This is a genomic window from Streptacidiphilus rugosus AM-16 (assembly GCF_000744655.1).
Classification (GTDB): domain Bacteria; phylum Actinomycetota; class Actinomycetes; order Streptomycetales; family Streptomycetaceae; genus Streptacidiphilus; species Streptacidiphilus rugosus.
The window spans coordinates 851,418-875,232 of the sequence record NZ_JQMJ01000004.1 but is presented as its reverse complement, the minus strand read 5'-3'; the positions used below and the strand labels follow the sequence as shown (position 1 = coordinate 875,232).

Below are 23,815 nucleotides of genomic sequence, written 5' to 3'. Positions count from 1 at the left end.
CGGCACCACGTGGGTGGTCGCGCTCACAGCGCGTCGTGGAAGGTGCGTCCGATCACGTCGAGCTGCTGTTCGCGGGTGAGGCGCACGAAGTTGACCGCGTAGCCGCTGACCCGGATGGTGAGCTGCGGGTACTTCTCGGGGTGGTCCATGGCGTCCTGGAGGGTGGCCCGGTTCAGGACGTTGACGTTCATGTGGAAGCCGCCGCAGGAGATGTAGCCGTCCAGAACTCCCGCGAGGTTGGTCACGCGCTCCTGCTCGGTGCGGCCGAGTGCGTCGGGGGTGATGGTGTTGGTCAGCGAGATGCCGTCCTGGGCGTGCTCGTAGGGGAGTTTGGCCACCGACAGGGCGCTGGCGACGTAGCCGTGGCGGTCGCGGCCGTTCATCGGGTTGGCGCCGGGGGAGAACGGTTCGCCGGCGCGGCGGCCGTCCGGGGTGGCACCGGTCTTCTTGCCGTAGACGACGTTGGAGGTGATGGTGAGCACGGACTGGGTGTGCCGGGCGCCGCGGTAGGTGGGGTGGCGGCGTACTTTGCTCATGAACGTCTCCACCAGTTCCACCGCGATGGCGTCGGCCCGGTCGTCGTTGTTGCCGTAGGCGGGGTACTCGCCCTCGACGACGAAGTCGACGGCCAGTCCGCGCTCGTCGCGAACGGGCCGGACCTGCGCGTACCGGATCGCCGACAGCGAGTCGGCCGCCACCGCGAGGCCGGCGATGCCGCAGGCCATGGTGCGCAGCACGTCCCGGTCGTGCAGCGCCATCTCAAGGCGCTCGTAGGCGTACTTGTCGTGCATGTAGTGGATGACGTTCAGCGCGTGGACGTACGTCCGGGCCAGCCAGTCCAGCTGCCGGTCGAAGGCCGCCGTCACGGCGTCCGGGTCGAGGACCTCGCCGTGCAGGACACCGGTGTCGGGACCGATCTGGGCGCCGCTGATCTCGTCGCGGCCGCCGTTGATCGCGTAGAGCAGGGTCTTGGCGAGGTTGACCCGGGCACCGAAGAACTGCATCTGCTTGCCGACGGCCATCGCCGAGACGCAGCAGGCGATCGCGGTGTCGTCGCCGAACCGCGGGCGCATGAGTTCGTCGGACTCGTACTGGATGCTGGAGGTGTCGATGGACACCTTGGCGCAGAACTCCTTGAATCCCTGTGGCAGCCGGGGGGACCAGAAGACCGTCAGGTTGGGCTCGGGGGCCGGGCCGAGGTTGTAGAGGGTCTGCAGGTAGCGGAAGGAGGTCCGCGTCACCAGCGGGCGGCCGTCCTCGCCCATGCCGCCGATCGACTCCGTCACCCAGGTCGGGTCGCCGGAGAACAGCTCGTCGTACTCCGGTGTGCGCAGGAAGCGCACGATGCGCAGCTTGATGACGAAGTCGTCGACCAGCTCCTGGACCTGGACCTCGGTCAGCAGACCAGCGTCCAGGTCACGCTGGAGGTAGACGTCGAGGAACGTCGAGGTGCGCCCGAGCGACATGGCCGCGCCGTTCTGCTCCTTCACCGCCGCCAGGTAAGCGAGGTACAGCCACTGCACCGCCTCGCGACCGCTCGTAGCGGGGCCGGAGACGTCGCAGCCGTAGCTCTGCGCCATCGCCTTGAGGTCACCCAGCGCGCGGATCTGCTCGGACAGCTCCTCACGCAGCCGGATCGTGTCCTCCAGCCGGCTCGCGTCCTCGAGCGGCCCGGCCAGCTCGGCCTTCTCGACCCGCTTGGCCTCGATCAGCCGGTCCACACCGTAAAGGGCGACCCGCCGGTAGTCGCCGATGATCCGCCCGCGCCCGTAGGCGTCCGGCAGGCCGGTGATCACCCCGGCCTTGCGGGCGGCGAGGATGTCGGGCGTGTAGGCATCGAAGACGCCGTCGTTGTGGGTCTTGCGGTACCGGGTGAAGACCTTCTCCAGCTCCGGGTCGACCGGGTAGCCGTACGTGGCCAGAGCCCCGGCCACCATCCGCCAGCCCCCGTACGGCATGATCGCGCGCTTGAGCGGGGCGTCGGTCTGCAGGCCGACGATCAGCTCCCGTTCCCGGTCGACCCAGCCCGGCGCGTGAGCGGTGATGCCCGCCGGGATGTCGTACGCGACGTCGAGGACGCCCTTGGCCCGCTCCTCGGGGAAGCGCTCGGTGATCTGCCGCCACACGGCCGTCGTGCGTTCGGTCGGCCCGGCCAGGAACGAGCCGTCGCCCTCGTAGGGGGTGTAGTTGTGCTGAATGAAGTCGCGCACGTCGACCGTGTCACGCCACAGGCCGCCCTTGAAGCCCTCCCAGGCGTTCCGCGTGACCGTTCCCGTCTGCTGGACAGTCATGTCTCCTGCTCCTTTCCCGTCGGGTCGTCTGGTCGGTCGGTCCTCACGCCTGGTCGCCGTAGAAGGCCTGCCGCATCAACTGCTGCATGTCGGCGAGCATCGGCATCCGCGGGTTGGCCGGAGCGCACTGGTCCTCATAGGCGTTCATGGCCTGCTGCGGCAGCGCCTCCAGGAATGCCGTCTCGTCCACGCCCGCGTCCTTGAACGAGCTGGGAATGCCGACCCGATCGCGCAGCCCCTCGACCGCGGCGGCCAGTGACTCGACGCCCTGTTCGGGGGTGGCGGCAGGCAGGCCGAGCATGGCCGCGATCTGCTGGTAGCGCTCGGGAGCGATGTAGCTGCGGTACTTGGGCCAGCTGGTCACCTTGGCCGGTGCGGAGCCGTTGTAGCGGACCACGTGCGGCAGCAGCAGCGCGTTGGTGCGGCCGTGGGCGACGTGGAAGGTCGCGCCGAGGGTGTGCGCCATCGCGTGCACCACGCCGAGGAAGGCGGAGCCGAACGCCATGCCCGCGATGGTCCCGGCGTTGTGCATCTTCTCCCGCGCCACCGGGTCCCGCTCCCCGTCGGTGACCGCCCGCTCCAGGTTCTCGAAGATCAGACGGATGCCCTGGAGCGCCAAGCCGTCGGTGAAGTCGTTGGCGTAGACCGAGACATAGGCCTCGATGCAGTGAGTGAGCGCGTCGAAGCCGGTGTCGGCGGTGACGTTCTTCGGCAGGTGGGTGGTGAGGGCGGGGTCCACGATGGCGACGCTCGGGGTGAGTGCGTAGTCGGCCAGTGGGTACTTCTGTCCGGTGGCGGTGTCGGTGATGACGGCGAAGGGGGTGACCTCCGAGCCCGTGCCCGAGGTGGTCGGGAGGCACACGAGTTTCGCCTTCTCGCCCAGATCGGGGTAGGTGAAGGCGCGCTTGCGGATGTCGAAGAACTTCTCCTTCAGGTCGGCGAACTCGACCTCGGGGTGCTCGTACAGCAGCCACATCACCTTGGCGGCGTCCATCGGCGATCCGCCGCCCAGGGCGATGATGGTGTCGGGCTGGAAACCGTGCATGAGCTCGGCGCCCTTGCGGACGGTGTCGATGCTCGGGTTCGGCTCGACGAAGTCGACGACCCGCACCTCGACCGGTTCGCGGCGCCGGTCCAGCACGTTCCTGACGCGTTCGAGGTGCCCGACCTCCACCATCGTCCTGTCGGTCACGATGACGACCCGGTGCGCCCGGGGCATGCTCGCCAGGTATTTGACGGAGTTGCGTTCGAAGTAGATCTTCGGCGGGACCTTGAACCACTGCATGTTGGTGTTGCGCCGCCCGATCCGCTTGATGTTGATCAGGTTGACCGCCGACACGTTCCCGGCGATGGAGTTGTGCCCGTAGCTTCCGCAGCCGAGCGTGAGCGAGGGCAGGAACGCGTTGTAGACGTCCCCGATGCCGCCCTGGGAGCTGGGCGCGTTCCAGATGATCCGGCACGCCTTCACCGCGTGCCCGAACTCCTCGGCGAACTCCGGGTCCTCGGTGTGCACCGCGGCCGAGTGCCCGAGTCCGTTGAACTCCACCATCGCGCCGGCGAGTTCGATTCCCTGGGTGCGGTCGTCGGCGGTCAGCACGGCGAGCACCGGGCAGAGCTTCTCCCGGGTCAGCGGCTCGGCGGGGCCAACTCCGTCCACATCGACCAGGATCACCGACGTCTCGGTCGGCACCTCGAATCCGGCAGCCTCGGCAATCTGCGCGGCGGACCGGCCCACCACCTCGGTGTTCAGCCGGTCCCCGGCGCAGGAGCTTCCGTCGGCGGCGCCGCCGAACAGGTACCGCTCCAGCAGCGCCTTCTCCTCGGCGTCGGCGTGGTGGGCCTTGAGCCGGCGGAACTCGCCGAGAGCGTCCTCGCGGATCTCCCGGTCCAGGATCACCGCCTGCTCGGAGGCGCAGATCATCCCGTTGTCGAACGACTTGGAGAGCACGATGTCGTTCACGGCACGTCGGACGTCCGCGCTGCGCTCGATGTAAGCGGGCACGTTGCCCGCACCCACACCGAGCGCCGGCTTGCCGCAGCTGTACGCCGCGCGGACCATCGCGTTGCCGCCGGTGGCGAGGATGGTGGCCACGTCCGGGTGGTGCATCAGAGCGTGGGTGGCCTCCATCGACGGCCGGTCGATCCACGCGATGCAGTGCTCGGGAGCGCCCGCGGCGATTGCCGCGTCACGGACGATCCGGGCCGCCTCGGCCGAGCAGCGCTGAGCCGAGGGGTGGAAGGCGAACACGATCGGGTTCCGGGTCTTCAGCGCGAGCAGGCATTTGAAGATGGTGGTCGAGGTCGGGTTGGTCACCGGGGTGATGCCCGCGACCACGCCCACGGGCTCGGCGATCTCCACGATGCCGTCGATCTCGTCCCGGCGCACCACGCCGACCGTCTTCGTCCGGGCCATCACGTGGGTGACGTTCTCGCAGGCGAAGACGTTCTTCACCGCCTTGTCCTCGAACACACCCCGACCTGTTTCCTCGACCGCCAGCACCGCGAGCCGGGTGTGTGCGGCGAGCGCCGCCAGGGAGGCCTTCTTGACGATGTGGTCCACCTGGTCCTGGGTGAACCCGTCGTACGCTCCGAGGGCTGTCAGCGCGTTGCGGACCAGGACGTCGACCTGGTTGCCGACGGTGGTCGACGGCGTGGTGCGTTCGGTTGGCGCGGGCCGGTCGCCGGCCGAGGTGTCGGTCGGCGCAGTCATGTGTGCCTCGGGCCGGGGTCGCTCCTCGGGCTTCGAGCGGCGGGGCATGGTGGACCACCTTTCGGATCGTCATCCTGTCCGGGGCTTTTCCGAGCCCGTCTGGCCTCCCTGGAGCCTCCCGCGTTCCTGCGGCGCAGAAGGCGGCCATCGGACCCTCGTTGCAGGGCCGACAGTCCCTTATCCGGGCCCGTCGGCCGGGTGCGCCATTGCTGCACAGAGCGCCGCGGGGAGCCGCGGGCGAGACCGAGCGATGGATTCCGTGCGGGAGGAGGTCTCATGGTGGGAACGGACGCGCTCGCGGCAGGTCGCGGGCGCGTCCGTTGCGGCGAACGGCCAGGCGTCCTGCGGTTGATGAGAGCCGGCGCCGAAGGAGTGCCGCGGGTAACCGCTGCGTGGGGTCTGATGGTGACCGCGTCTCTGGCGGGCGTTGCCTTGGCGATGGCCGGTGCGCTGAGTGGTCTGCCGTGCTCGGGGGGCGTCGCGCTCGGCACGTCCGCATCCGCCTGGTCAACCGTCAGGCCGAGGCGTTGTTCGGCTACGAGGCCGACGCGCGGACCGCGGAGAGCGCAGGGGGTACGTGTCCTGCAGGTCGTCCACGTCGACCTGTCGGCTGTGCCTCGGCTACGTCTGCGGCGTTGATGACCTTGGCCGCGACCGGTCCGGCACTGTGACGATCAGTGGCGGGGGACAACAGCGACGGGGCAGCGTGTGTAGTGGATTGCGGCGTGTGTGACGGCGCCGAGGCGGCCGATGCCCTGGTGCTTGCGGTCGTGCCGTCCGACCACGATGAGGGAGGCCCGCCTGCCCTCGTCGGTGAGGATCTCGGCCGCGCCGCCCACTCTGGTGGTCGGAACCAAGTTCACGCCCGGGTGCGCGATCCTCAGCGGAGCCAGAACCTCCTGGAGCTGATCGACTTCCATGTGCTGGGCCAGGGCGTGTTCGTCGTCCTGCGCGGGTGCCTGGGTGAACCAATGCGGTGGCGGGCTCCAGGCGTGAACCACGCGCAGTCCGGTCTTCATCCGCTCCGCGGCCTCGACGGCGAACTCCAGCACCACCGGGCTGCTGTCCGCGGTGTCGATCCCGACCACGACGTCGGCGACCGTCACCGCGCTGCCGAAGGGCTGGTCGGCCCGGACCAGCACGACGGGGCATCGGCTGCGCGCCGCGACAGCGAGTGCAGTGGAGCCCACCAGCAGGCCCTGGAACGCCCCTTGTCCACGCGACCCCGATCACCAGCAGCTCGGCTCGCTCGCCGGCCTCGACCAGGCTCTGGACCGGTGCGCCTGCAGCGGTCGCGGTTCGCACTGTGAGACCGGGATGGTCGAGATCCGCCTCGGCGGCCGCGGAACGGAGCAGGTCGCGGATCCGGCCCTGGTGGACGTCGAACGTGCTGCCCTTGGCGGTGTGCGCCGGCCAGTCGCCGACGTGCAGAAGCAGCAGTTCGGTCCGCAACCGCGCGGCTCTGTCGTGGGCGCGTCCGGCTCGGGCAAGTCCACGCTGCTCGGCATCCTGTCCGGTCAGGACACGCCCACCGCCGGAGCGGCCCTCGTGGCCGGTCACGACCTGTTGGCGATGCGGCGACGCGAACGCCGCGAGTACCGACGCCGGGTCGTCGGGTTCGTCTGGCAGCAGACCGCCCGCAACCTGCTGCCGTACCTGACCGCGGCAGAGAACGTGATGCTGCCCCTGTCCTACCTCAAAGTGCCCCGTGGCGAACGCCGCGCCCGCGCCGAGGAACTGCTGGACCTGCTCGGCGTCGGACACTGCCGCCACCGCCGTCAGGGCGAGATGTCCGGCGGGGAACAGCAGCGCGTGGCGATCGCGGTGAGCGTCGCCAATCGGCCCCAGGTGCTGCTGGCCGACGAACCCACCGGCGAACTCGACACCGCCACCAGTGAGGAGATCTTCGCGGCGCTGCGCCGCGCCAACACCGAACTCGGCGTCACCGTGGTCGTGGTCACCCACGATCCTCTCGTCTCCGAGCAGGTCGGACGCACCGTCCGGATCCGCAACGGCCGCACCTCCACCGAGGTCCTGCGCGCCCTGGAGACCGGCGTCTCCGCGGAGTTCGCCGTGCTGGACCGCCACGGACGCCTGCAGCTGCCCCGCGAGTTCACCGAGGGCCTCGGCATGCGACGACGCGTCCGGCTCGCCCTGGAGCACGACCACATCACCGTCTGGCCCGACATCCCGCAGCCCGGCCCGGTCGGTGACGAGACCACAGGAGACACGGCATGACCACCCGCGCCCAGGCCCAGACCACTCCAGGGAGCACGCCGCAAGGCTCGGCGATGATCGTCGTGGAGGAAGTCCACAAATCCTTCGGCACGGGACGCGCTGCCGTTCACGCTCTGCGGGGAGTCTCCTTCACCGCCGAGCGGGGACAGCTGACCGCGCTCGCAGGCAGGTCCGGCTCCGGCAAGACCACCTTGCTCAACCTGGTCGGCGGCCTCGACCAGGCCGACTCCGGGCGCATCCAGGTCGACGGCCTCGACCTCAGTGACCTCAGCGAGCCCGAGCGGTTGCGGGTCCGCCGGGACCGGATCGGGTTCGTCTTCCAGTCCTTCGGCCTGCTCCCCGTCCTGACAGCGGCCGAGAACGTCGGCGTCCCCCTCCGCCTGCGCCGTACGCCACCTGTCGAACGCGAGGCCCGGGTCCGAGAAGTGCTCGCCCTGGTCGGCCTGTCCGACCACGCCGAACAGCGTCCGGGCGAGCTCTCCGGCGGCCAGCAGCAGCGAGTCGCCATCGCCCGTGCCCTGGTCGACAGGCCAGCCCTGATCATCGCCGACGAGCCCACCGGCCAACTCGACTCCGAAACCGGCCGCGCCATCATGCACCTCCTGCACGCCCTCGTGCGCAGCGCCGGTGTCGCCGTCGTGGTCGCCACCCACGACCCGCACCTGATGGAGCGCGCCGACCGCGTGCTGGAGCTCCGCGACGGCCGCATCAGCCCGGGGTGAGGCTTGGGCCTCGCCGCCTCGACGTCGGCTCCCCTCGCGTGCGCGGCTGGTCAAGGTCCGAGGGGCCTCGAAGTGTGGACCACGAGCCCCAAGAGCGCTTCGTGTCCGCAGCGGCACTCTGGGTGAGTCGGAGGCGGACTCCCCCGACAGTAGGCCGCTCGTCCCCGCGGCGGCCCCAGCGCCAGGCAAGGGCCACCCCCGCATCGGCCCGCGAGCTTGGTGTGCCTTACCGGCGCGGTCGCCGCAGGCTCGGACACTCCGGCGACCGCGCACTGTCGCCGCCTGGGGAGCGCGGCGGCCTGGCCTGCCTCGCCGTCAACCCCGGGGCAGGCCAGCTGCACGCAGTCGCATCGCCTGCCAACTGAGGATCATGGTCGGGCCCGTGTCGGACCCGCGTGCAGGATCTCGCATGTACGGCAGGTCCGCGGCGTGAGGGCCAGGTCGGCGATAGGGGGCAGGTCGGCCGCCGGCGCGAGGGGGCTGCCGCACAGGCTCCGGTGGGTGCCGGTGGGGACGATGTGCCAGGCGTAGATCTGCCGGTACTCGTATTCGGCTTGCAGTTCGAAGTTCATGGGGATCACCTGCGTGCTGGGCTTCCGTCCCACGATTCGCTCCGGTGGACACGAGTACATGGGCCGAACGGCCCCGTTTGTGGCGCAGGACGGCACCTGCCGACCCGCGTGTGAGCCCGTGGCGGTCCTTTCCCTGTCCTCGTCCAGTGGACGCGGCAGCGCTTCGATGGCGCGTCCGCTGTCGCCATTGATCGGCAACCCGCAACCGTCCGAAGACCGGCCGCCTCCTCGTGATCCGATCCGCCGCGGGTTCTTTCGGGGGCGACGGTCGATTCGTCGAGGCGCTCGGCCGGCTCGGGCGGCGTCGATGCGAATGTCGACGGTGCTGAGTGCGGGGCTCGGAAGCCGGGGCGGAGTGAGGTCGTCCTCTTCTACGACTGCGACGTCGTCCGGGGCGCGCAGGTCGCGGTGTTCCGTGGGGCGCGCACGGCGTGCTCGTCGACCGTCCGGGGTTGCGAGCGGGTCTGATCAGGGACGCGAACCCGTGCTGGATTTCGCGCTCCACTTGCGGCCGACAGCGAAGCCCGCGAACGAGGCTCCGAATGTGGCAGGGGCGAACATGAAGAGGGGAGTCAGAGCCTCGTTTCCGTAGCGCGTCAGGAAATAGCCGTACAAGGCCAGTTGGCCCCCGAATACAAGTGCCTTGCCTAGCCCGGCTCTCGACATGTCATCCCCTGATGTTTGTTCCCCTTTGCCGACTCGCATCATGCGCGCTCGTGCCTGCCCCACCCGCAAACGGTGGCTGGCCGGTGGGTTCGGCTGGGATGCGGGCACCGCGACCGCTTGTCACTGGCGTATGAAGACTGAAGTTCGTGCGATGGCCTCGGGTCACAGCGTAGACCCTGTCCGCCAGTACGGGCGTTCGATGGCTCGGCGGTCCAATGACCGTGGTTCACGCGGGCCGAATCAGCGCGCGGCGGCGCTGACACTCGGGGTGCTGTCGGACCTTCCATGGAGGAACTGCTGGACTCTGGCCGAATACTGGGCCATGTCCAGATGCTGTTCCGGCTCGGCTATGGACCGCGGGGCTTCCGGGCCGGTGATCGCTGGCAAGAGGCGTGCCAGACCAGAGGCCTGCTGCCGCACCCGCTTGATCATTGCGCGTCCTGACTGCACCGAGCCGGGATCCAGGTCAACGGTTGGAACACGGTCGAGTCTGTCAGTCCCGCCGAACTGCTGTCCCTGGCGAGAGGTCTGACCTCTTGACCAGTTGGAGGCCGGTGCGTGACTCTGGGCCTGTGAGCGGCTTCACGCAGGTACAGCGCAACCCGGTGTCGGGTGCGGTCTTCGACCAGATTGCGGGCCAGGTCCTGGACGGCTCCCTGCCGGCCGGGGCGCTGCTGCCGCCCGAGCGGATCCTGACACAGGAGTTCGGCGTTAACCGGCAGGCGCTGCGCGAGGCCCTGCAACGGCTCGCGCAGCTGGGGCTGGTGGAGATCCGGCACGGCGGCGCGACCCGGGTGTGCGACTGGCGCGCCAGTGCGGGCCTCGACCTGCTCCCGCTGCTGCTGATCCGCGCCGACGGTGCGGCAGCACCGCAGGTGGTGCGCGCGATTATGGAGATGCGCGCCGCGGTCGGTGCCGACGCCGCTGCGCTGTGCGCGCTGCGCGGCGGCGAGCAGCTGCTGCGCGATTTGCGGGCCGCTGTCGCGGACCTCGTCCACTGCGACCCGGTTGGGCGGGTCGCAGCCGACACCCGGTTCTGGGATCTGATCGTCGACGGCTCGGGCAACGTCTGCTACCGCCTTGCCCTCAACGGACTGCGCGCGTCCTACCGTCAGGCGGAATCTCTCGTGCACCAGGTGCTCACGCCGGAGCACAACGCGGTGGACCGCTACCGGGCTGTCGCGCAGGCCATCGCGAGCCGCGACGCCCCGCAAGCACGCTACCGGGCCGCCGCCCTGCTGGAACTCGGCACAGCCGCGATGAGCACCTTCTTGCCCGACCCATCCGACATCTCTACTCGGGGGAAGTCATGAAGACCGTGCAGGACAGCGAAGACTTCCGCAGCCCTCGGCTCACACTTGCGGATGCCGCTCGCCTGTTCGTCCGCTACCCCAGTCCCCGTGTGCTGCTCCCGGCTGCCGCCGTCGCTGCCGCCGTGCGCGTGGCGGCAGGGGGCTGGTCCCGGCGCGATGCGAAGGTTGCCGCCGGCCTGGTGGCACTGGAGCCGTTCGTCGAGTGGATGATCCACGTTCACGTGCTTCACCAGCGCCCTCGGACGGTCAAGGGGCGCACGATCGACTCGTTGCTGGCCAGCAAGCACCGTGCGCATCACCGCAGCCCACGCGACCCCGAACTCGTCTTCATCCCCGAGCAGGCGATCGTGCCGGTGGTGGCCGGCCTCGCTGCGGCGAACACGCTCGCACTGCGGTCCCCGAGGGCCGCCCTCACGGGCACAGCCGCATCCCTGCTCTTGCTGAGCGCGTATGAGTGGACGCACTTCCTCATCCACTCCTCCTACTCGCCGAAATCGGCCCTCTACAAGGCCGTCCGCCGGACCCACCAGCTGCACCACTACCGCAACGAGAACTACTGGTTCGGCATCATCACCCCCGTCTCGGACACCGTCCTGCACACCAACCCGGCCAAGGACGAGACCCCGCCGTCGAAGACCGCCAAGACCCTCGGCATCGGCGACACCACAGGCGTAGGTGCTGTCCCTGACAACTGACCGACCGAAGAGGCATGGTGCCCGTCGGCCCCAGCCTTCTGCCGCGGTGCCGGGCGGCTGACCCCTGCCTAGGAACTCGGGCGGGCCGCAGTGTCGGCCTTGCGCCTGGTGGCCGCGCACACCAGCGCCGTACCGGCTGCTGCCGTCCGCCAGCGAAGCGCCCCGGCCCATCGATTGATGTCTTCGGGACCATCTCGGCGAAGACGTGGCTCGATCCGATCCGAAGGAACAACACCCACCTGTCCCGCGTCACGAAAGGTCAACGGGAATGGCGTCTTCCCCTCAGCGGCATCGGCGTTCCCGGTCGCTGCGTCGTGGTCCGCTGCTCGGCACGGTGCTGACAGTTACAGTTGCCGCGTCCGTGACCGTCGCGGCGCTCGCACACCCGGACGGCCACCGAGCCGCAGTCTCGGCGCCGAAACCGCTTGCCAGGGGAGCGAGTTCCGCGAAGGCCCCCATCAGCGCGGCAGCATCCCCCTCGCCGGCCAGGTCCAGGCCCGCCTCCGCGAAGACCCCTGCGAGGACTGCCCACGTGAGTGGGTCGGCGGCGGATCTGGGCGGCTGTCCCGTCGCTCCCGCCGACAGCATCTGGCGCACCCCCGTCGACACGCTGCCCGTCTCCCCACACTCCGGGGCCTACATCACCGCCATCGGGGCGGACCAGCACCTGCACGCTGACTTCGGCTCCGGCACCTGGAACGGCGCCCCGATGGGCATCCCCATCACCGTGATCCCCGCCGGTACCCCTGCGGCCCGGGTGGGGTTCGACTACGCGAGCGAGAGCGACCAGGGCACCTACCCGATCCCCGACACGGCGCTGATCGAAGGAGGTCCTTCGTCGCAGGGCGACCGGCACGTCATCGCCCTGGACACCTCCCGGTGCCGGGACTACGAGCTCTACAACGCCCACCCGCAGGGCAGCAACGTCTGGCACGCCGGTTCCGGGGCCGTGTTCGACCTGCATTCCGACGCCCTGCGCCAGGCCGGGTGGACCTCGGCCGACGCCGCCGGGCTGCCGATCCTGCCCGGCCTCGCCCGCTACGACGAGGCCGCAACCGGAACGATCGACCACGCGCTGCGGATCACCGTCCCGCGTACCCAGGCCGGGTACCTGTGGCCTGCCCGCCACAGTGCCTCCGACAGCTCCGACACCGACCTCCCACCCATGGGGCTGCGGCTGCGCCTCAAGGCGAGCGTCGACATCTCCCGGCTCTCCCCGAACGCCCGGTCGATCGCCACGGCGCTTAAGATCTATGGCGCGATCGTCGCGGACAACGGCTCGCCCTGGTACGTCAGCGGAACCCAGGATCAACGCTGGAACAACGATGTACTGCACCAACTCGACTTCATCACCGGCAGCGACTTCGAAGCCGTGGACGTGTCCACCCTGCAGATCTCCCCCGACTCTGCTGCCGCCCATCAGCCCTGAACCACGGACCGGCTTGCCCCCGGTCAGCCTCGCCGCTCGTGGCTGCCGCCTTCCGACAGGCTTGCCGAGTAGGAGAGCGCTCGCTGGACCAGCAGCGTGAGCAGACGCTTGGCATCCGCGGAGGAGAGGCCGCTTTGCCAGGGGCACACCGAATACCAACCCTGACCCGGATCCGTCAGAGGCGGGAAAGCCGGGGCGCGCTCCAGGGACTCGGTCGGCGCTGCGGGAAGGCGCACCAGCAATGTCCCCATGCTCAAGGCGACAACCGCGGCAATACCGTTCGCTGCGAGCACCGGTACCCCGAACGTCGCCAGGACAGGCCAGCGAGGAGCAAGGCTCTCGAGTCTCTCCATCAGATCGGGGTGGGTGTGCAGCTCCCACCCCTCGTAGGCACAAGTACGCCGCTCTTCCGGGACGCCCTGGGACCGCAGGGAGTCGAGCAGCGCCGTGTTCTGCGGCAGGTTCGACAGTGGCGTCATGCCTCGACACGCTACGCCCTGCTCAGGGGCCGATGCAGTGTTCGGCTTGTCTCCAGCAAACCCACTTGGACCGGGATCGTGAATCTGCCGACGGATCACGACCCGACACGCTCTCTGATCTCAACAGCCCGTTTCGGCGTCGGTTTCGCCCGTCTCTCCGGGAGTCGGGCCGGGTGGCGAGGGTGAGACGCTCGTGCCGCCCCGCGGGTGCGGGACCCGGCCCGCGTGCCGAGGGTGCCATTGCGTGCCCGTCGAGCCTCAGCCACAGGCGAAGGTGCTGCCTGCCAAGGTCCACGCCGCGACGTCGTGGTAACGCGGTGGCCCCTCGCCGACGACGCTGCGGATCAGGTGCATCCGCTCCGCCGTCCACTGCGCGCCGCGGTACGCGGCGAGCTCGGCGCTCGGGCCGGCCAGCACGCTGGCCGCCGCGCTCCCGTTCGGGCGAGTGTCAGGTGGCCGTGCCATGGCCGGTCCTCGACGGGGATCCGGCACTTGACCGCTGCCCGCCGCACTCCGGTTGCGAGCGCGGAGAGTTCTCGTCGGTCTCCGCTCATGCCGACCCAGAGGGTGTTGTCGCCGAACCGGCCTCCGCCTTCGAGCGCGAGCACGGGTGCCGGGTGGCGGGATGCGACGCGGGCCAGCCGGATCTTCAGCCGGTCCCGGGTGGCCGTGTCGATCTCGCCGAGGAAGGCGAGCGTGATGTGCCAGGAGTCGGGTGCGGTCCAGCGCGGCCCGGGGTGGCGGGCGCGGACCGCGTCGACGACGGCGCGCAGTTCGGCGACGGCCGCCGGAGGCGGGACGAGCGCGACGAACAGGCGCATCGAGTCGTCCTCCACCGCGGTCACAGGGCCACGGTAGGTCGCCGGGGCGCCGGCCGCCTTCCGGGCCGCGGGCTCAGGGCGATCCACCGCGGGCGATCCGGCGGCGGATCAGGCGGGCGAGGAGGGTCAGGGACAGTGCGATCAGCGCGAGCGCCGCCGCGCGGCGCAGCACGGGGACCAGGATCGGCCCCAGATCCAGGGGCTCGTCGCTGCCGGCCTGCGGCATGGGCACGGGGTCCGTGGTCGGGGGTTGTGGGGCGGAGGCGGGAGCCGGTGCCGACGCGGCCAGTTGCGTCGAGAGCCGGTCGGCGAACTCCGCGATCACTCGGTCGCCGATGTCGGCCATGATGCCCCGTCCGAACTGGGCCGGGCGGCCGGTGACGGTGAGGTCGGTGTCCACGTCCAGCCCGGTCGCCCCTGACGGCTGCTCGTGGACCTCGACGACCAGTGTCGCCTGCGCCGTGCCGGCGCCGCGCTGTTCGCGTCCGGAGGCGTGGACGACCATGCGGTGGTTCACGTCGTCCCGCTCGTCGATGACGGCTCGGCCCCGGTACGCGACCGTGATCGGGCCGACCTTGACGGTCATCGAGCCGTAGACCGTGTCCTGGTCGACCCGGTCGACCGACGCCCCCGGCAGGCAGGGCGCGATGTCCTCGATCTCGCCGAGTGCCCGCCAGACCTCGTCGGCGGAGGCGGGCACGGTCATGCCGTGATGCAGCAGCATGGTCAACTCCTCGCGTTCGAGGGGGCTTCGGTGCGTGGGACCGGCCCGTGGACCGCGCCGGTCGTGGTGGAGAGCGCGGCGCCGGTGCCGCCCCAGCGGGTCGAGACGATCTCGGCCGCGATCGAGACGGCCACCTCCTCGGGGGTGCGGGCGCCGAGGTCGAGGCCGATGGGCGCGCGCAGGCGCGCCAGCGCGGCCTCGTCGACGCCGGCCTCACGCAGCCGCCGCAGTCGGTCCTCGTGGGTGCGGCGGCCGCCCATCACACCGATGTACGTGGCGGGGGTGCGCAGTGCCACCTCCAGGACCGGCACATCGAACTTGGGATCGTGGGTGAGCACGCAGATCGCCGTCGAGCGGTCCACCTCGGTCGCGGCGAGGTACCGGTGCGGCCAGTCGACGACCACCTCCACCTGCGGCGGGAAGCGTCGGGCGGTGGCGAAGACCGGGCGGGCGTCGCAGACCGTCACCCGGTAGCCGAGGAACGCGCCGAGGTCGGCGACGGCGGCGGCGAAGTCGATGGCGCCGAAGACCAGCAGGCGCGGTGGGGGAGCGAAGGACTGCAGGAACACGCTGACCTGGTCCATCCGCCGCTCCCCGTGCGGGCCGTAGTGGCGTTGGGCGGTCATGCCTTGCGCCAGCTCGCCGCGCGCGTCTGCGGTGACGGCGGCGTCCAGGCCTGCGGTGCCGAGCGAGCCCGCGACCCTCTCCGGCCATACGGCCAGGACCGCGCCGACCACGGTGGCCGGTCCCTCGGGCGCGTCCAGGACGGTGGCCAGGGCGACGGGCCGCTGCTCGGCGACCGACGCGGCCACCGCACCGAAGGCCGGATCCAGCGCGGCCGAGACCGGCCGGACCAGCAGGGAGATCTCGCCGCCGCAGGTCAGGCCGACGGCGAACGCGTCGTCGTCGCTGTATCCGAAGGTCTCCAGTCGTGCCCGGCCGGTGCGGACCACCTCTTTCGCCAGCTCGAAGACGGCGCCCTCGACGCAGCCTCCGGAGACGCTGCCGAGCACTTCGTCGCCGGGTCCGACGGCCATGGCCGCGCCCGGCGCCCGTGGCGCGCTGCGGGTCACCGCGACGACGGTGGCCAGGCCGAACTCGGTGCCGGAGGCGTACCAGCGCTGCAGGGCGGGCAGCAGCTCACGCATCAGCCACTCCTCTCACCACGGCGGCCAAGTGCTCCAGGGCCGCGAGGCTGTGCCCCTCCACGAAGACGTCCACACTCGGCAGCGCGGCCGCCATGCCGCCCGCCAGCGGCGCGTAGCCGGTCCTGCCCTTGCGCGGGTTGGCCCAGACGACGCGGTGGGTGAGTCTGTGCAGCCGCCGCATCTGGGCTGCCAGCAGCGCGGGATCGGCGCGTTCCCAACCGTCAGACAGCAGGACCACCACGGCGCCCCGGGCCAGGCCGGGCCGGCCCCACTGGTCGAGGAACGCGCGCAGCGTCTCGCCGAGCCTGGTTCCGCCGCTCCAGTCCGGCACGGTCCGGCTCAACGCCGCCATCGCGAGGTCCGGGTGGCGGTGCGTCAGTGCGGTGGTGACGCGGGTGAGCCGGGTGCCGAGCGTGAACACCTCCGTGCGCGTGGCCGTGGCGGCGCCCACTCGGGCGGCGTGCGCGAAGCGCAGCAGTGCGTCCGCGTAGGGCGCCATGGACCCGCTGACGTCGACCAGCAGCACCACGCGTCGCGGTTTGCGCACCCGCTCGCGCCGGAGCAGCCGCACCGGCTCGCCGCGGTGGCGCAGGAGTTCGCGTGTGGTGCGGCCCGCGTCCACCCGCCCACGCCGAGCGGGCCGTCGCCGTGCGGTGCGGCGCGGTTCCCCGCCGAGCGCGAGCGCGGCGAGCAGGCGGCGCAGCTGTGCGCGTTCGCCGTCGGTCAGGGTGGCGATGTCCCGGTGGCGCAGCATCTCGGTCGCGCTGGCCGCCGCCGGCATCGGACGGTCGGCGGCGGGCGCGGCCTCACCCTCTCCGGAGGCCGTCTCGACGCCGACGGCCGGACGCGGTCGCCTGCGCAGCGGAACAGGCCGCGACGGGCCCGCCTCGCCGGGCCGCTCGCCGAAGTAGGCGGCGAAGACGCGGTCGTAGCGGTCGAGGTCGTCCTGTTCGCCGCAGAGAGTGAGCCGCCCGGCCCAGTAGACGTCACGCCGCAGGGCCGGTCCGAGCGTGTCGAGCGCCGTCAGGAACCCCCGCAGCTGCTCCGTCACGACCCCGACCCCGGCCGCCCGCAGGGTCCGCACGAGGCCGACCACGACCGAGGACGCCGCGTCGGCGGTCAGGTCGGCGAACCCGTTTGCGGTGCCCGGGCCCGCCGGAGCCGCCCCCTTGCCCGATGCTTTGCCCGATGCCTCGCCCGTCAGCCGCTGCCCTTCGAGCTGGGGGCCGTCGTGCGGTGCCGTCCACGTGGCAGAGGTGTCCGCCGGGCGTCCCGGCACGACGGTGACGGGCGGGCGGGCCACAGGGCGGCTCATGGTGCGCCGCCCGGCGCCGCCGTCCCGGCGAGCAGGGCGGTCAGGTCCAGGTGGCGGGCCTGCTCGACATCCTCGTGGTGCTTGAGCACCGCGCCCAGTGTCGTCGTCGCCAGCTCCGCGTCCCAAGCCGTCGCACCCAGCGCGTGCAGGGCCTGCGCCCAGTCCAGGGTCTCCGCCACACCCGGCGGCTTGAGCAGGTCGCGGGCGCGCAGCGCGCGGACCGCGCGGGTGACCTCGACCGCCAGCTGTTCGGTGACCTCGGGCAGGCGGCGCCGGACGATCGCGACCTCGCGGGCGAAGTCCGGGTGGTCGAACCAGTGGTAGAGGCAGCGCCGCTTCAGCGCGTCGTGGACCTCGCGGGTCCGGTTGGAGGTGAGCACCACCACCGGCGGTCGCTCGCCGCGCAGGGTGCCGAGTTCGGGGATGGTGACGGTCCACTCGGACAGCAGCTCCAGCAGCAGCGCCTCGAACTCCTCGTCCGCGCGGTCGATCTCGTCGATCAGCAGCACCGACGGCGCGGTCTCCAGCGCGCGCAGCAGCGGGCGGGCGATCAGGAAGCGCGGGCTGTAGAGCTGGTTCTCCAGCAGCTCGGTGTCGCCGACTCCGCCGGCTTCGGCCACCTTCAGGTGCAGCAACTGCCGTGGGAAGTCCCAGTCGTACAGCGCCTGGGTGGCGTCGATGCCCTCGTAGCACTGCAGCCGCAGCAGCGGCGCGTCGAGGGCGTGGGCGAGGGCGGCGGCCAGCGCGGTCTTTCCCGTGCCGGGATCGCCCTCGCAGAACACCGGACGGTGCAGACGCACGGCGAGGAAGCAGGCGACGGCGAGTCCTTCGTCGACGAGGTAGCCGGCCTGCTCCAGTCGGGTCCGCAGCCCCTGCGGGCTGTCCGGCTCGGTCGAGGAGCCGGCCGCCTGCCCGTCCGGTCCCATCCGCGCGCCCCGTCTCAGTCCGCTCCGGCCGCTGCCAGGACGGCACGCCCGGTCAGCACCCGCGCCAGATGTTCACGGTACTCGGCGGAGCCGGACAGGTCCGTCGGCGGATGCGCGCCTTCGGCGGCCATGGTCGCGGCGCGCCCGACCGCCGCCGCCGTCGGCTCGGCGCCCGCGAGCGCGGTTTCGGTCAGATGGGCGCGCATGGGCCGCGCGCCCATGTTGGCCAGGCCGATCCGCGCCTCGGCGATCGCGCCGCGGCCTGCGCCGTCGCGGCGGACCGCCGCCGCGACGCCGACCACCGCCCAGGCCTGGGCGGTGCGGTGGAACTTCTCGTAGTGGAATCCCCAGCCGTCGAGGGTCGGGATGCGGATCTCGGTGAGCAGCTCGTCCGGCCGCAGGGCCGTGGTCAGGTAGTCGACGAAGAACTCCGCCGCCGGGATCGTGCGGTACCCGGCCGGGCCCAGCGCGACCAGCTGGGCGTCCAGCGTCAGGCACACCGCGGGCAGGTCGCCGGCCGGGTCGGCGTGGGCGAGGGAGCCGCCGAGGGTGCCGCGATGGCGCACGGCCGGGTCGGCGACGGTCGCGGCCGCCTGCGCGAGCAGCCCGGCATGGAGCCGGACCAGCGGGGCGCGGACGAGGTCGTGATGCGTCGTCAGGGCGCCGACCACGAGCGTGCCGTCCTCCTCGCGCACGCCGCGCAGCTGCTCGATCGCGCCGACGTCGATGAGGAGTTCGGGGAAGGAGAGCCGCAGGCGCAGGATCGGCAGCAGGCTCTGACCGCCGGCCAGCACCTTTGCCTCCGGGCCGGCGTCGGCGAGGAGGCGCACGGCCTCGTCCGCGCTCTGCGGGCGGGCGTAGTCGAACTTCGCGGGGATCACGACTCGTCCTCCCGTCCGGAGGCTGCCTCTTGGAGGGCCCGCCACACCCGTTCGGGTGTGCACGGCATCCGCACGTCCCGGACGCCGAGCGGCCGTAGCGCGTCCATGACCGCGTTGACCACCGCCGGGGTGGCGGCGATGGTGCCGGCCTCGCCGACGCCCTTGACGCCCAACGGGTTGGAGGTCGCCGGCGTTTCGGTGCGGTCGGTGACCAGGTCCGGCAGGTCGGGTGCGGCGGGCACCAGGTAGTCGGCCATGGTGCCGGAGACCAGGTTGCCCGCGTCGTCGTAGACGGCCTCCTCGTACAGGGCCTGCGCGATGCCCTGGGCGACGCCTCCGTGCACCTGACCCTCGACGATCATCGGATTGACGACCCGTCCGACGTCGTCGACGCAGACGTAGGAGCGGATGGCGACGCGGCCCGTCTCGGTGTCAACCTCCACCGCGCACAGGTGGGTGCCGTGCGGGTACGAGAAGTTGTCCGGGTCCAGCAGGTGCTCCGCGTTCAGTGTCGGCTCCATGCCTTCTGGCAGGTCGTGTGCCGCGAAGGTGGCGAAGGCGATCTCCTGGATGGTCTTGCGCGCGTCCGGCGAGCCGCGCACGGCGAAGGCGCCGTCGGCGAAGTCCAGATCGTCCTCACTTGCCTCGAGCAGGTGCGCCGCGATCTTCCTGGCCTTGGCGACGACCTTCAGCGCGGCCTCGTGCACGGCGATGCCGCCGATCACCAGCGAGCGCGATCCGTAGGTGTCCATGCCCTGCGGGGCCACGCGGGTGTCTCCGTGCATCACCTCGATGTCCTCGAACGGCACGCCGAGCGCGTCGGCGGCGATCTGGCTCCAGGCGGTCACATGGCCCTGTCCGTGCGGGCTGGTGCCGGTGATCACCTCGACCTTTCCGGTGGGCAGCATCCGGATCGACGCCGCCTCCCAGCCGCCCGCCGCGTACCGCAGTGAGCCGAGGATGCGGCTCGGGGCCAGGCCGCACATCTCGGTGTAGGTGGAGATCCCGATGCCGAGCTGGACCGGGTCGGAGTTCGCCCGGCGGGCGCGCTGCTCGGCGCGCAGGTCCTCGTATCCGAAGAGTGCGACCGCGCGGTCGGTGGCGGCCTCGTAGTCGCCGCTGTCGTAGGTGAGTCCGGCGACAGTGGTGAAGGGGAACTCGTCGTGCCCGATCCAGTTGCGGCGGCGCAGCTCCAGCGGGTCCATGCCGATCTCGGCGGCGAGCTCGTCGATGGTCCGCTCGATGGCGAACGTCGCCTCCGGGCGGCCGGCGCCCCGGTAGGCGTCGGTCGGGGTCCGGGTGGTGAAGACGCCCGTGCAGCGGAAGTCGTAGGCGTCCATCTTGTAGATGCCCGGGTACATGAACGCTCCCAGCAGCGGCGTGCCGGGGGTGATGATCATGAGGTAGGCGCCCATGTCGGCCAGGATCTCGGCCTTCATCCCGAGCAGTCGGCCGTCGCGGGTCGCCGCGAGCTCGATGTCCTGGATCTGTCCGCGGCCGTGGTGCTGCGCCTGGTAGCTCTCCGAGCGCGACTCGGTCCACTTGACCGGCTGCCCCAGCGTGCGGGCGATCGCCAACGCGATCGCGTCCTCGCCGTAGACCTGGAGCTTCGAGCCGAAGCCGCCGCCCACGTCCGGGGCGACGACGCGGAGCTTGTGTTCCGGGATGCCGGTGGTCAGCGCCATCATGATCCGCACGATGTGCGGGATCTGCGTCGAGGAGTACAGCGTGTACTCCTGCGTGGCGGGGACCGGCACGACCATGCAGGCCCGCGGCTCCATCGGGTTGGGGATCAGCCGCTGCTGGTGGTGCCGCCGGCGCACCACGACGTCTGCCGCCGCTTTCGCGGCCGCGTAGTCGCCGGAGCTGAGTGGCCAGGTGTAGCACCGGTTGGTGCCCTTGTCGGCGTGGACCAGCGGGGCCCCTGCCGCGAGCGCCTCCTCCAGGTCCATCACCGGAGGCAGCGGCTCGTAGTCCACCCACACGTCCTCCAGGGCGTCCGCCGCCGTGTAGCGGTCACGGGCGACGACGACGGCGATCGGGTCGCCGACGTAGCGGACCTCGTCGACGGCGAGCGGACGATGGTCCGGAAGGATCATGTCCTCCGTCACCTGCCAGGCGCAGGGCAGCGAACCGAGCCCTTCCGCCAGGTCGCGACCGCCGAAGGCGGCGACCACGCCCTCGCGTTCCAGCGCAGGACCGACGTCGACGCGCTCGATCCGCGCGTGTGCCAGCGGGCTTCGCAGGATCGCCAGGTGCAGCACACCGGGGAGGGAAAGGTTGTCGGTCCAGGTGGTCTGCCCGGTCACCAGCCGGGCGTCCTCCTTGCGGGCCCGCGCGCGCCCGACCTCGCGCCCGGCGGACCGGTCCGTCGTCACACTCATGCCGGCGCCTCCTGACCGCTCGGCCGTGGGACGTCCTCAGCCTCGCCCCGCGGCTCCGGCGCGCCCGCCCGACGCAGCTCCGCCGCCGCGGCGAGCACTGCGCGGACGATGTTCTGGTAGCCCGTGCAGCGGCAGAGGTTGCCTTCCAGCGCGTCGCGGACTTCCTCCGGGGTTGGATCCGGTGTCTCCCTGAGCAGGTCGCGCGCGGCCATGATCATGCCGGGCGTGCAGTACCCGCACTGCAGCGCGTGCTGTTCGTGGAAGGCCTTCTGCAGGGGATGCCAGGCCCCGTCCGGACCGGCCAGCCCCTGGATCGTGGTCACCCGGCCGCCGTCCGCCTGGACGGCGAGCACCTGGCAGCTCTTGACACTCACCCCGTCCAGATCGACGGTGCAGGCACCGCAGTTGCCCGTGTCGCACCCGACCGGCGTGCCGGTGCGGCCGAGCCGATCGCGCAGATAGTGGACGAGCAGCAGGCGCGGCTCCACCTCGTCCAGGTGATCCACGCCGTCGACGTTCACGGATATCCGGGCCGCGGAGGCCCGGGGCATCGCTGTGGAGGCCATCTGCCCTCCTGAACTCTCGGGTCCTGCGACCCAGGGCCCGAAATGGCGGAAATCCGGCTCTACCTCTACCCTAGGCCGCCCTCATCCGCCCCGCGCGGCAGCGGCCTCAGCACCCTGCGCGGAAGGTCGTCCGCGTCTTTCGGGGTCGTGCGGGCACGTGTGGGGTTCGCGACGTCGTCGCTGCAGGTGGGAATCCGCGTGCCAGGCTGTCGATGGTGGCTCGGATGCGGCCTGGGTGATCATCTCGTCCTTTGCCCGGGCGACCCGGACGTTGTTGTCCGTGCCTGCACTGCCGCGCCGGGGCATGGCCAAGGACGCCCAGCTGCTGGTGTTGCGGCACGAGAAGGCGAAGTTGCGCCGTCAGCTCGCGGGTTCGGTCCGTCACGAGCTTGCCGACCGGTTCGCTCCTGCCGGTCACCGCCCATGGATCAGCCTACGAGGACCTCACCCACCGAGATGGTCACCCGCGCCCTCCTGCCCTGGACCGAGGCCACCCGGTGAGCGCCGACCGTACCGTCGCCCTGCGCTCCAGCGCCCAGGAACAGCCGAACCTGCCGACACCCTGCCGTACACCCTGGGCACCTGCCGCTTCGAACAGGAGAAGACGGCCAGAGCGCAGTGACGCGCTTCATGGGACGGTTCTCGCTGGTGCTGATCCCGGTGGTCATTCTTGCGACATGGCGCCGGGACGTGCTGAGCCCTCTGCCGTCACCACCGCTGCTGCCCACCGCAAACGACCGTCGATCCCAACAGCACCAGACGCGGCCTGCGTGATCCCTGAGCCTCTCGTGCAGGTCTGCCACGGGATCGGTCGCGACGACTGCGTGCTGCCACCTGTTGGACGACTCTCTGTGTGAGCACGTAGGCGGGGGTTGGCGTCACTGACGGTGGACATGAGGACTGGGCCGGGTGGGCAGTCTCGACTCGTTTCGTGTGCGACGACACGGTGTGCACGAACGCGGGTGAAGGGGTGTCCGGGGTGCTCATCGTGGACGTCGAGGTCGTGCTGGTGGAACGTCAATTGCGGGCGGGCGAGCTGGCCTGCCCTGGGTGCGGGGCCGGGTTGGCGCCGTGGGGACACGGGCGGTCGCGGGAGATCCGGGCTTTTGGGGCTTCGTGGTTGCAGGTCCGGCCGCGTCGGGCCCGGTGCCGAGGATGCGAGGCCACCCACGTGCTGCTGCCGGAGGTGCTGTGGCCTCGGCGTACGGATGCCACGGAGGTGATCGGGGCGGGTCTGGAGATAGCCGCGGCTGGGTTGGGGCATCGGCGGATCGCGGCCCAGTTGGGGCGGGCGGAGGACACTGTGCGGGGCCGGGTCCGCCGCTTCCGGACCCGGTCGGAAGAGGTCCGCCGCCACTTCACCGTCGCCCTGGTCGCGCTCGCTGACGACCCGATGATGCCGGAACCGGCCGGAACGGCGGTGGCCGACGCGGTCCTCGCGGTCGCCTCGGCTCATCAGCCTCCCTGGATTGTGGCGCCAGGCGATTCGCCATCATTCGCCAGAGTTCGCCACGCCTTGCCAGTGGGCGTCGCATGCTCCACTAGCGGTGAGGGCCGCCTGCATCGTTTCGTCGGCGCCACAGGCGGCCCTGTGCACAGCCGCGAAGGAGTGCGTTCTGACTATGCCCGTGGCGAGGGACACCCGGAACGTCTTTGAGCATGGCGAATCCTGGCGAATTGGCAATCTTGAAGCCGGTGTGGCGTCGCTCCCTTGGCGCTTGCCGCAACCTGCCTCCTCGTCGCCGAACTGCTGGGCAAGCGCCAGGCGTGCGCGGCTTGCAGTGGGCGTTGGCGCGCCCGAGTGAGCAGGTAGAGGCCCGGGTTCGATCTCGGACGTGCCGGGGCCTGCTCCTGCTCCGCGCCCTTCTTCGGCCGTTCCGACCACCCGCGTGTAGCCCCGCTGGATGTCCTGGACCGTGCACAGCGACACCCTCC

General features: G+C 71.1%; 19 protein-coding genes and 1 pseudogene. 6 read left to right on the top strand and 14 right to left on the bottom strand.

The annotated features are described in order from the left end of the window. Positions 1-23: 23 nt before the first annotated feature. From pflB to BS83_RS48305, 4 genes and pseudogenes are all read right to left on the bottom strand, one after another. Entirely contained in the window at positions 24-2,291 is a 2,268-nt protein-coding gene (pflB, locus tag BS83_RS13025; protein WP_037603891.1) for a formate C-acetyltransferase, read from the bottom strand. A gap of 43 nt (positions 2,292-2,334) precedes the next feature. Next, entirely contained in the window at positions 2,335-5,001 is a 2,667-nt protein-coding gene (gene adhE / locus BS83_RS13020) for a bifunctional acetaldehyde-CoA/alcohol dehydrogenase (RefSeq protein WP_037603889.1), read from the bottom strand. 674 nt (positions 5,002-5,675) lie between these two features. Next, positions 5,676-6,089 carry a universal stress protein gene (locus tag BS83_RS13015; RefSeq protein ID WP_269664891.1) on the bottom strand — a complete coding sequence of 138 codons (414 nt, stop codon included), beginning with the start codon at positions 6,087-6,089 and terminating at the stop codon, positions 5,676-5,678. Between the two features lie 54 nt (positions 6,090-6,143). Then, positions 6,144-6,215, bottom strand: a pseudogene (locus BS83_RS48305) (hypothetical protein); the annotation flags it as partial. A 103-nt stretch (positions 6,216-6,318) separates the two neighbouring features. Between BS83_RS48305 and BS83_RS13010 the strand changes: the two are divergent. Further along, the gene (locus BS83_RS13010) at positions 6,319-7,239 is read left to right on the top strand and encodes an ABC transporter ATP-binding protein (RefSeq protein ID WP_084713431.1); all 921 of its coding nucleotides are present in this window, start codon (positions 6,319-6,321) and stop codon (positions 7,237-7,239) included. Further along, positions 7,236-7,961 carry an ABC transporter ATP-binding protein gene (locus BS83_RS13005; RefSeq protein WP_037603888.1) on the top strand — a complete coding sequence of 242 codons (726 nt, stop codon included), beginning with the start codon at positions 7,236-7,238 and terminating at the stop codon, positions 7,959-7,961. Before BS83_RS13010 ends, BS83_RS13005 begins: the two co-directional genes overlap by 4 nt. Positions 7,962-8,329: 368 nt before the next feature. Here the strand turns inward: BS83_RS13005 and BS83_RS13000 are convergent, their stop codons facing one another. Continuing rightward, positions 8,330-8,533, bottom strand: a complete 204-nt coding sequence (locus tag BS83_RS13000; RefSeq protein WP_157597163.1) for a hypothetical protein — start codon at positions 8,531-8,533, stop codon at positions 8,330-8,332. 1,238 nt (positions 8,534-9,771) lie between these two features. Between BS83_RS13000 and BS83_RS12990 the strand changes: the two genes are divergently transcribed. The 3 genes from BS83_RS12990 (at position 9,772) to BS83_RS12980 (ending at position 12,636) form a co-directional block, all read left to right on the top strand. Beyond that, complete coding sequence (locus tag BS83_RS12990; protein WP_051942998.1) at positions 9,772-10,512, top strand: FadR/GntR family transcriptional regulator; 741 nt, start codon at positions 9,772-9,774, stop codon at positions 10,510-10,512. Then, on the top strand, positions 10,509-11,207 hold the full coding sequence (locus BS83_RS12985) for a sterol desaturase family protein (RefSeq protein WP_037603885.1): 699 nt from the start codon (positions 10,509-10,511) through the stop codon (positions 11,205-11,207). The genes BS83_RS12990 and BS83_RS12985 overlap by 4 nt, the downstream gene beginning before the upstream one ends. Before the next feature lie 532 nt (positions 11,208-11,739). Next, complete coding sequence (locus BS83_RS12980; RefSeq protein WP_051942997.1) at positions 11,740-12,636, top strand: hypothetical protein; 897 nt, start codon at positions 11,740-11,742, stop codon at positions 12,634-12,636. A 23-nt stretch (positions 12,637-12,659) separates the two neighbouring features. Here the strand turns inward: BS83_RS12980 and BS83_RS12975 are convergent, their stop codons facing one another. The 9 genes from BS83_RS12975 to BS83_RS12935 form a co-directional block, all read right to left on the bottom strand. Continuing rightward, on the bottom strand, positions 12,660-13,115 hold the full coding sequence (locus tag BS83_RS12975; RefSeq protein WP_037603884.1) for a hypothetical protein: 456 nt from the start codon (positions 13,113-13,115) through the stop codon (positions 12,660-12,662). 344 nt (positions 13,116-13,459) lie between these two features. Next, complete coding sequence (gene thpR / locus BS83_RS12970) at positions 13,460-13,960, bottom strand: RNA 2',3'-cyclic phosphodiesterase (RefSeq protein ID WP_157597162.1); 501 nt, start codon at positions 13,958-13,960, stop codon at positions 13,460-13,462. A gap of 49 nt (positions 13,961-14,009) precedes the next feature. Further along, positions 14,010-14,660 carry an SRPBCC family protein gene (locus BS83_RS12965; protein WP_037603883.1) on the bottom strand — a complete coding sequence of 217 codons (651 nt, stop codon included), beginning with the start codon at positions 14,658-14,660 and terminating at the stop codon, positions 14,010-14,012. 2 nt (positions 14,661-14,662) lie between these two features. Beyond that, on the bottom strand, positions 14,663-15,808 hold the full coding sequence (locus BS83_RS12960; RefSeq protein WP_037603882.1) for an XdhC family protein: 1,146 nt from the start codon (positions 15,806-15,808) through the stop codon (positions 14,663-14,665). Beyond that, on the bottom strand, positions 15,801-17,123 hold the full coding sequence (locus BS83_RS12955) for a vWA domain-containing protein (RefSeq protein ID WP_084713427.1): 1,323 nt from the start codon (positions 17,121-17,123) through the stop codon (positions 15,801-15,803). Before BS83_RS12955 ends, BS83_RS12960 begins: the two co-directional genes overlap by 8 nt. Continuing rightward, positions 17,120-18,049 carry an AAA family ATPase gene (locus BS83_RS12950; RefSeq protein WP_084713425.1) on the bottom strand — a complete coding sequence of 310 codons (930 nt, stop codon included), beginning with the start codon at positions 18,047-18,049 and terminating at the stop codon, positions 17,120-17,122. The genes BS83_RS12955 and BS83_RS12950 overlap by 4 nt, the downstream gene beginning before the upstream one ends. Positions 18,050-18,063: 14 nt before the next feature. Beyond that, entirely contained in the window at positions 18,064-18,930 is an 867-nt protein-coding gene (locus tag BS83_RS12945) for an FAD binding domain-containing protein (protein ID WP_037603881.1), read from the bottom strand. Then, positions 18,927-21,314, bottom strand: coding sequence for a xanthine dehydrogenase family protein molybdopterin-binding subunit (locus BS83_RS12940; RefSeq protein WP_051942995.1), 2,388 nt, complete (start codon positions 21,312-21,314; stop codon positions 18,927-18,929). The genes BS83_RS12945 and BS83_RS12940 overlap by 4 nt, the downstream gene beginning before the upstream one ends. Then, positions 21,311-21,880, bottom strand: coding sequence for a (2Fe-2S)-binding protein (locus tag BS83_RS12935; protein WP_232248255.1), 570 nt, complete (start codon positions 21,878-21,880; stop codon positions 21,311-21,313). Before BS83_RS12935 ends, BS83_RS12940 begins: the two co-directional genes overlap by 4 nt. Positions 21,881-22,811: 931 nt before the next feature. Here BS83_RS12935 and BS83_RS48890 point away from each other — a divergent pair. Further along, positions 22,812-23,537, top strand: coding sequence for a DUF6431 domain-containing protein (locus BS83_RS48890; protein WP_051942994.1), 726 nt, complete (start codon positions 22,812-22,814; stop codon positions 23,535-23,537). The last annotated feature ends 278 nt before the right edge of the window (positions 23,538-23,815 follow it).

Excerpts from the sequence above, each read along its gene's own strand:
- pflB (WP_037603891.1), bottom strand. The coding sequence starts at position 2,291 with ATGACTGTCCAGCAGACGGGAACGGTCACGCGGAACGCCTGGGAGGGC.
- adhE (WP_037603889.1), bottom strand. The coding sequence starts at position 5,001 with ATGACTGCGCCGACCGACACCTCGGCCGGCGACCGGCCCGCGCCAACC.
- BS83_RS13010 (WP_084713431.1), top strand. The coding sequence starts at position 6,319 with ATGGTCGAGATCCGCCTCGGCGGCCGCGGAACGGAGCAGGTCGCGGAT.
- BS83_RS13005 (WP_037603888.1), top strand. The coding sequence starts at position 7,236 with ATGACCACCCGCGCCCAGGCCCAGACCACTCCAGGGAGCACGCCGCAA.
- BS83_RS13000 (WP_157597163.1), bottom strand. The coding sequence starts at position 8,533 with ATGAACTTCGAACTGCAAGCCGAATACGAGTACCGGCAGATCTACGCC.
- BS83_RS12985 (WP_037603885.1), top strand. The coding sequence starts at position 10,509 with ATGAAGACCGTGCAGGACAGCGAAGACTTCCGCAGCCCTCGGCTCACA.
- BS83_RS12975 (WP_037603884.1), bottom strand. The coding sequence starts at position 13,115 with ATGACGCCACTGTCGAACCTGCCGCAGAACACGGCGCTGCTCGACTCC.
- BS83_RS12965 (WP_037603883.1), bottom strand. The coding sequence starts at position 14,660 with ATGCTGCTGCATCACGGCATGACCGTGCCCGCCTCCGCCGACGAGGTC.
- BS83_RS12960 (WP_037603882.1), bottom strand. The coding sequence starts at position 15,808 with ATGCGTGAGCTGCTGCCCGCCCTGCAGCGCTGGTACGCCTCCGGCACC.
- BS83_RS12955 (WP_084713427.1), bottom strand. The coding sequence starts at position 17,123 with ATGAGCCGCCCTGTGGCCCGCCCGCCCGTCACCGTCGTGCCGGGACGC.
- BS83_RS12950 (WP_084713425.1), bottom strand. The coding sequence starts at position 18,049 with ATGGGACCGGACGGGCAGGCGGCCGGCTCCTCGACCGAGCCGGACAGC.
- BS83_RS12940 (WP_051942995.1), bottom strand. The coding sequence starts at position 21,314 with ATGAGTGTGACGACGGACCGGTCCGCCGGGCGCGAGGTCGGGCGCGCG.
- BS83_RS12935 (WP_232248255.1), bottom strand. The coding sequence starts at position 21,880 with ATGGCCTCCACAGCGATGCCCCGGGCCTCCGCGGCCCGGATATCCGTG.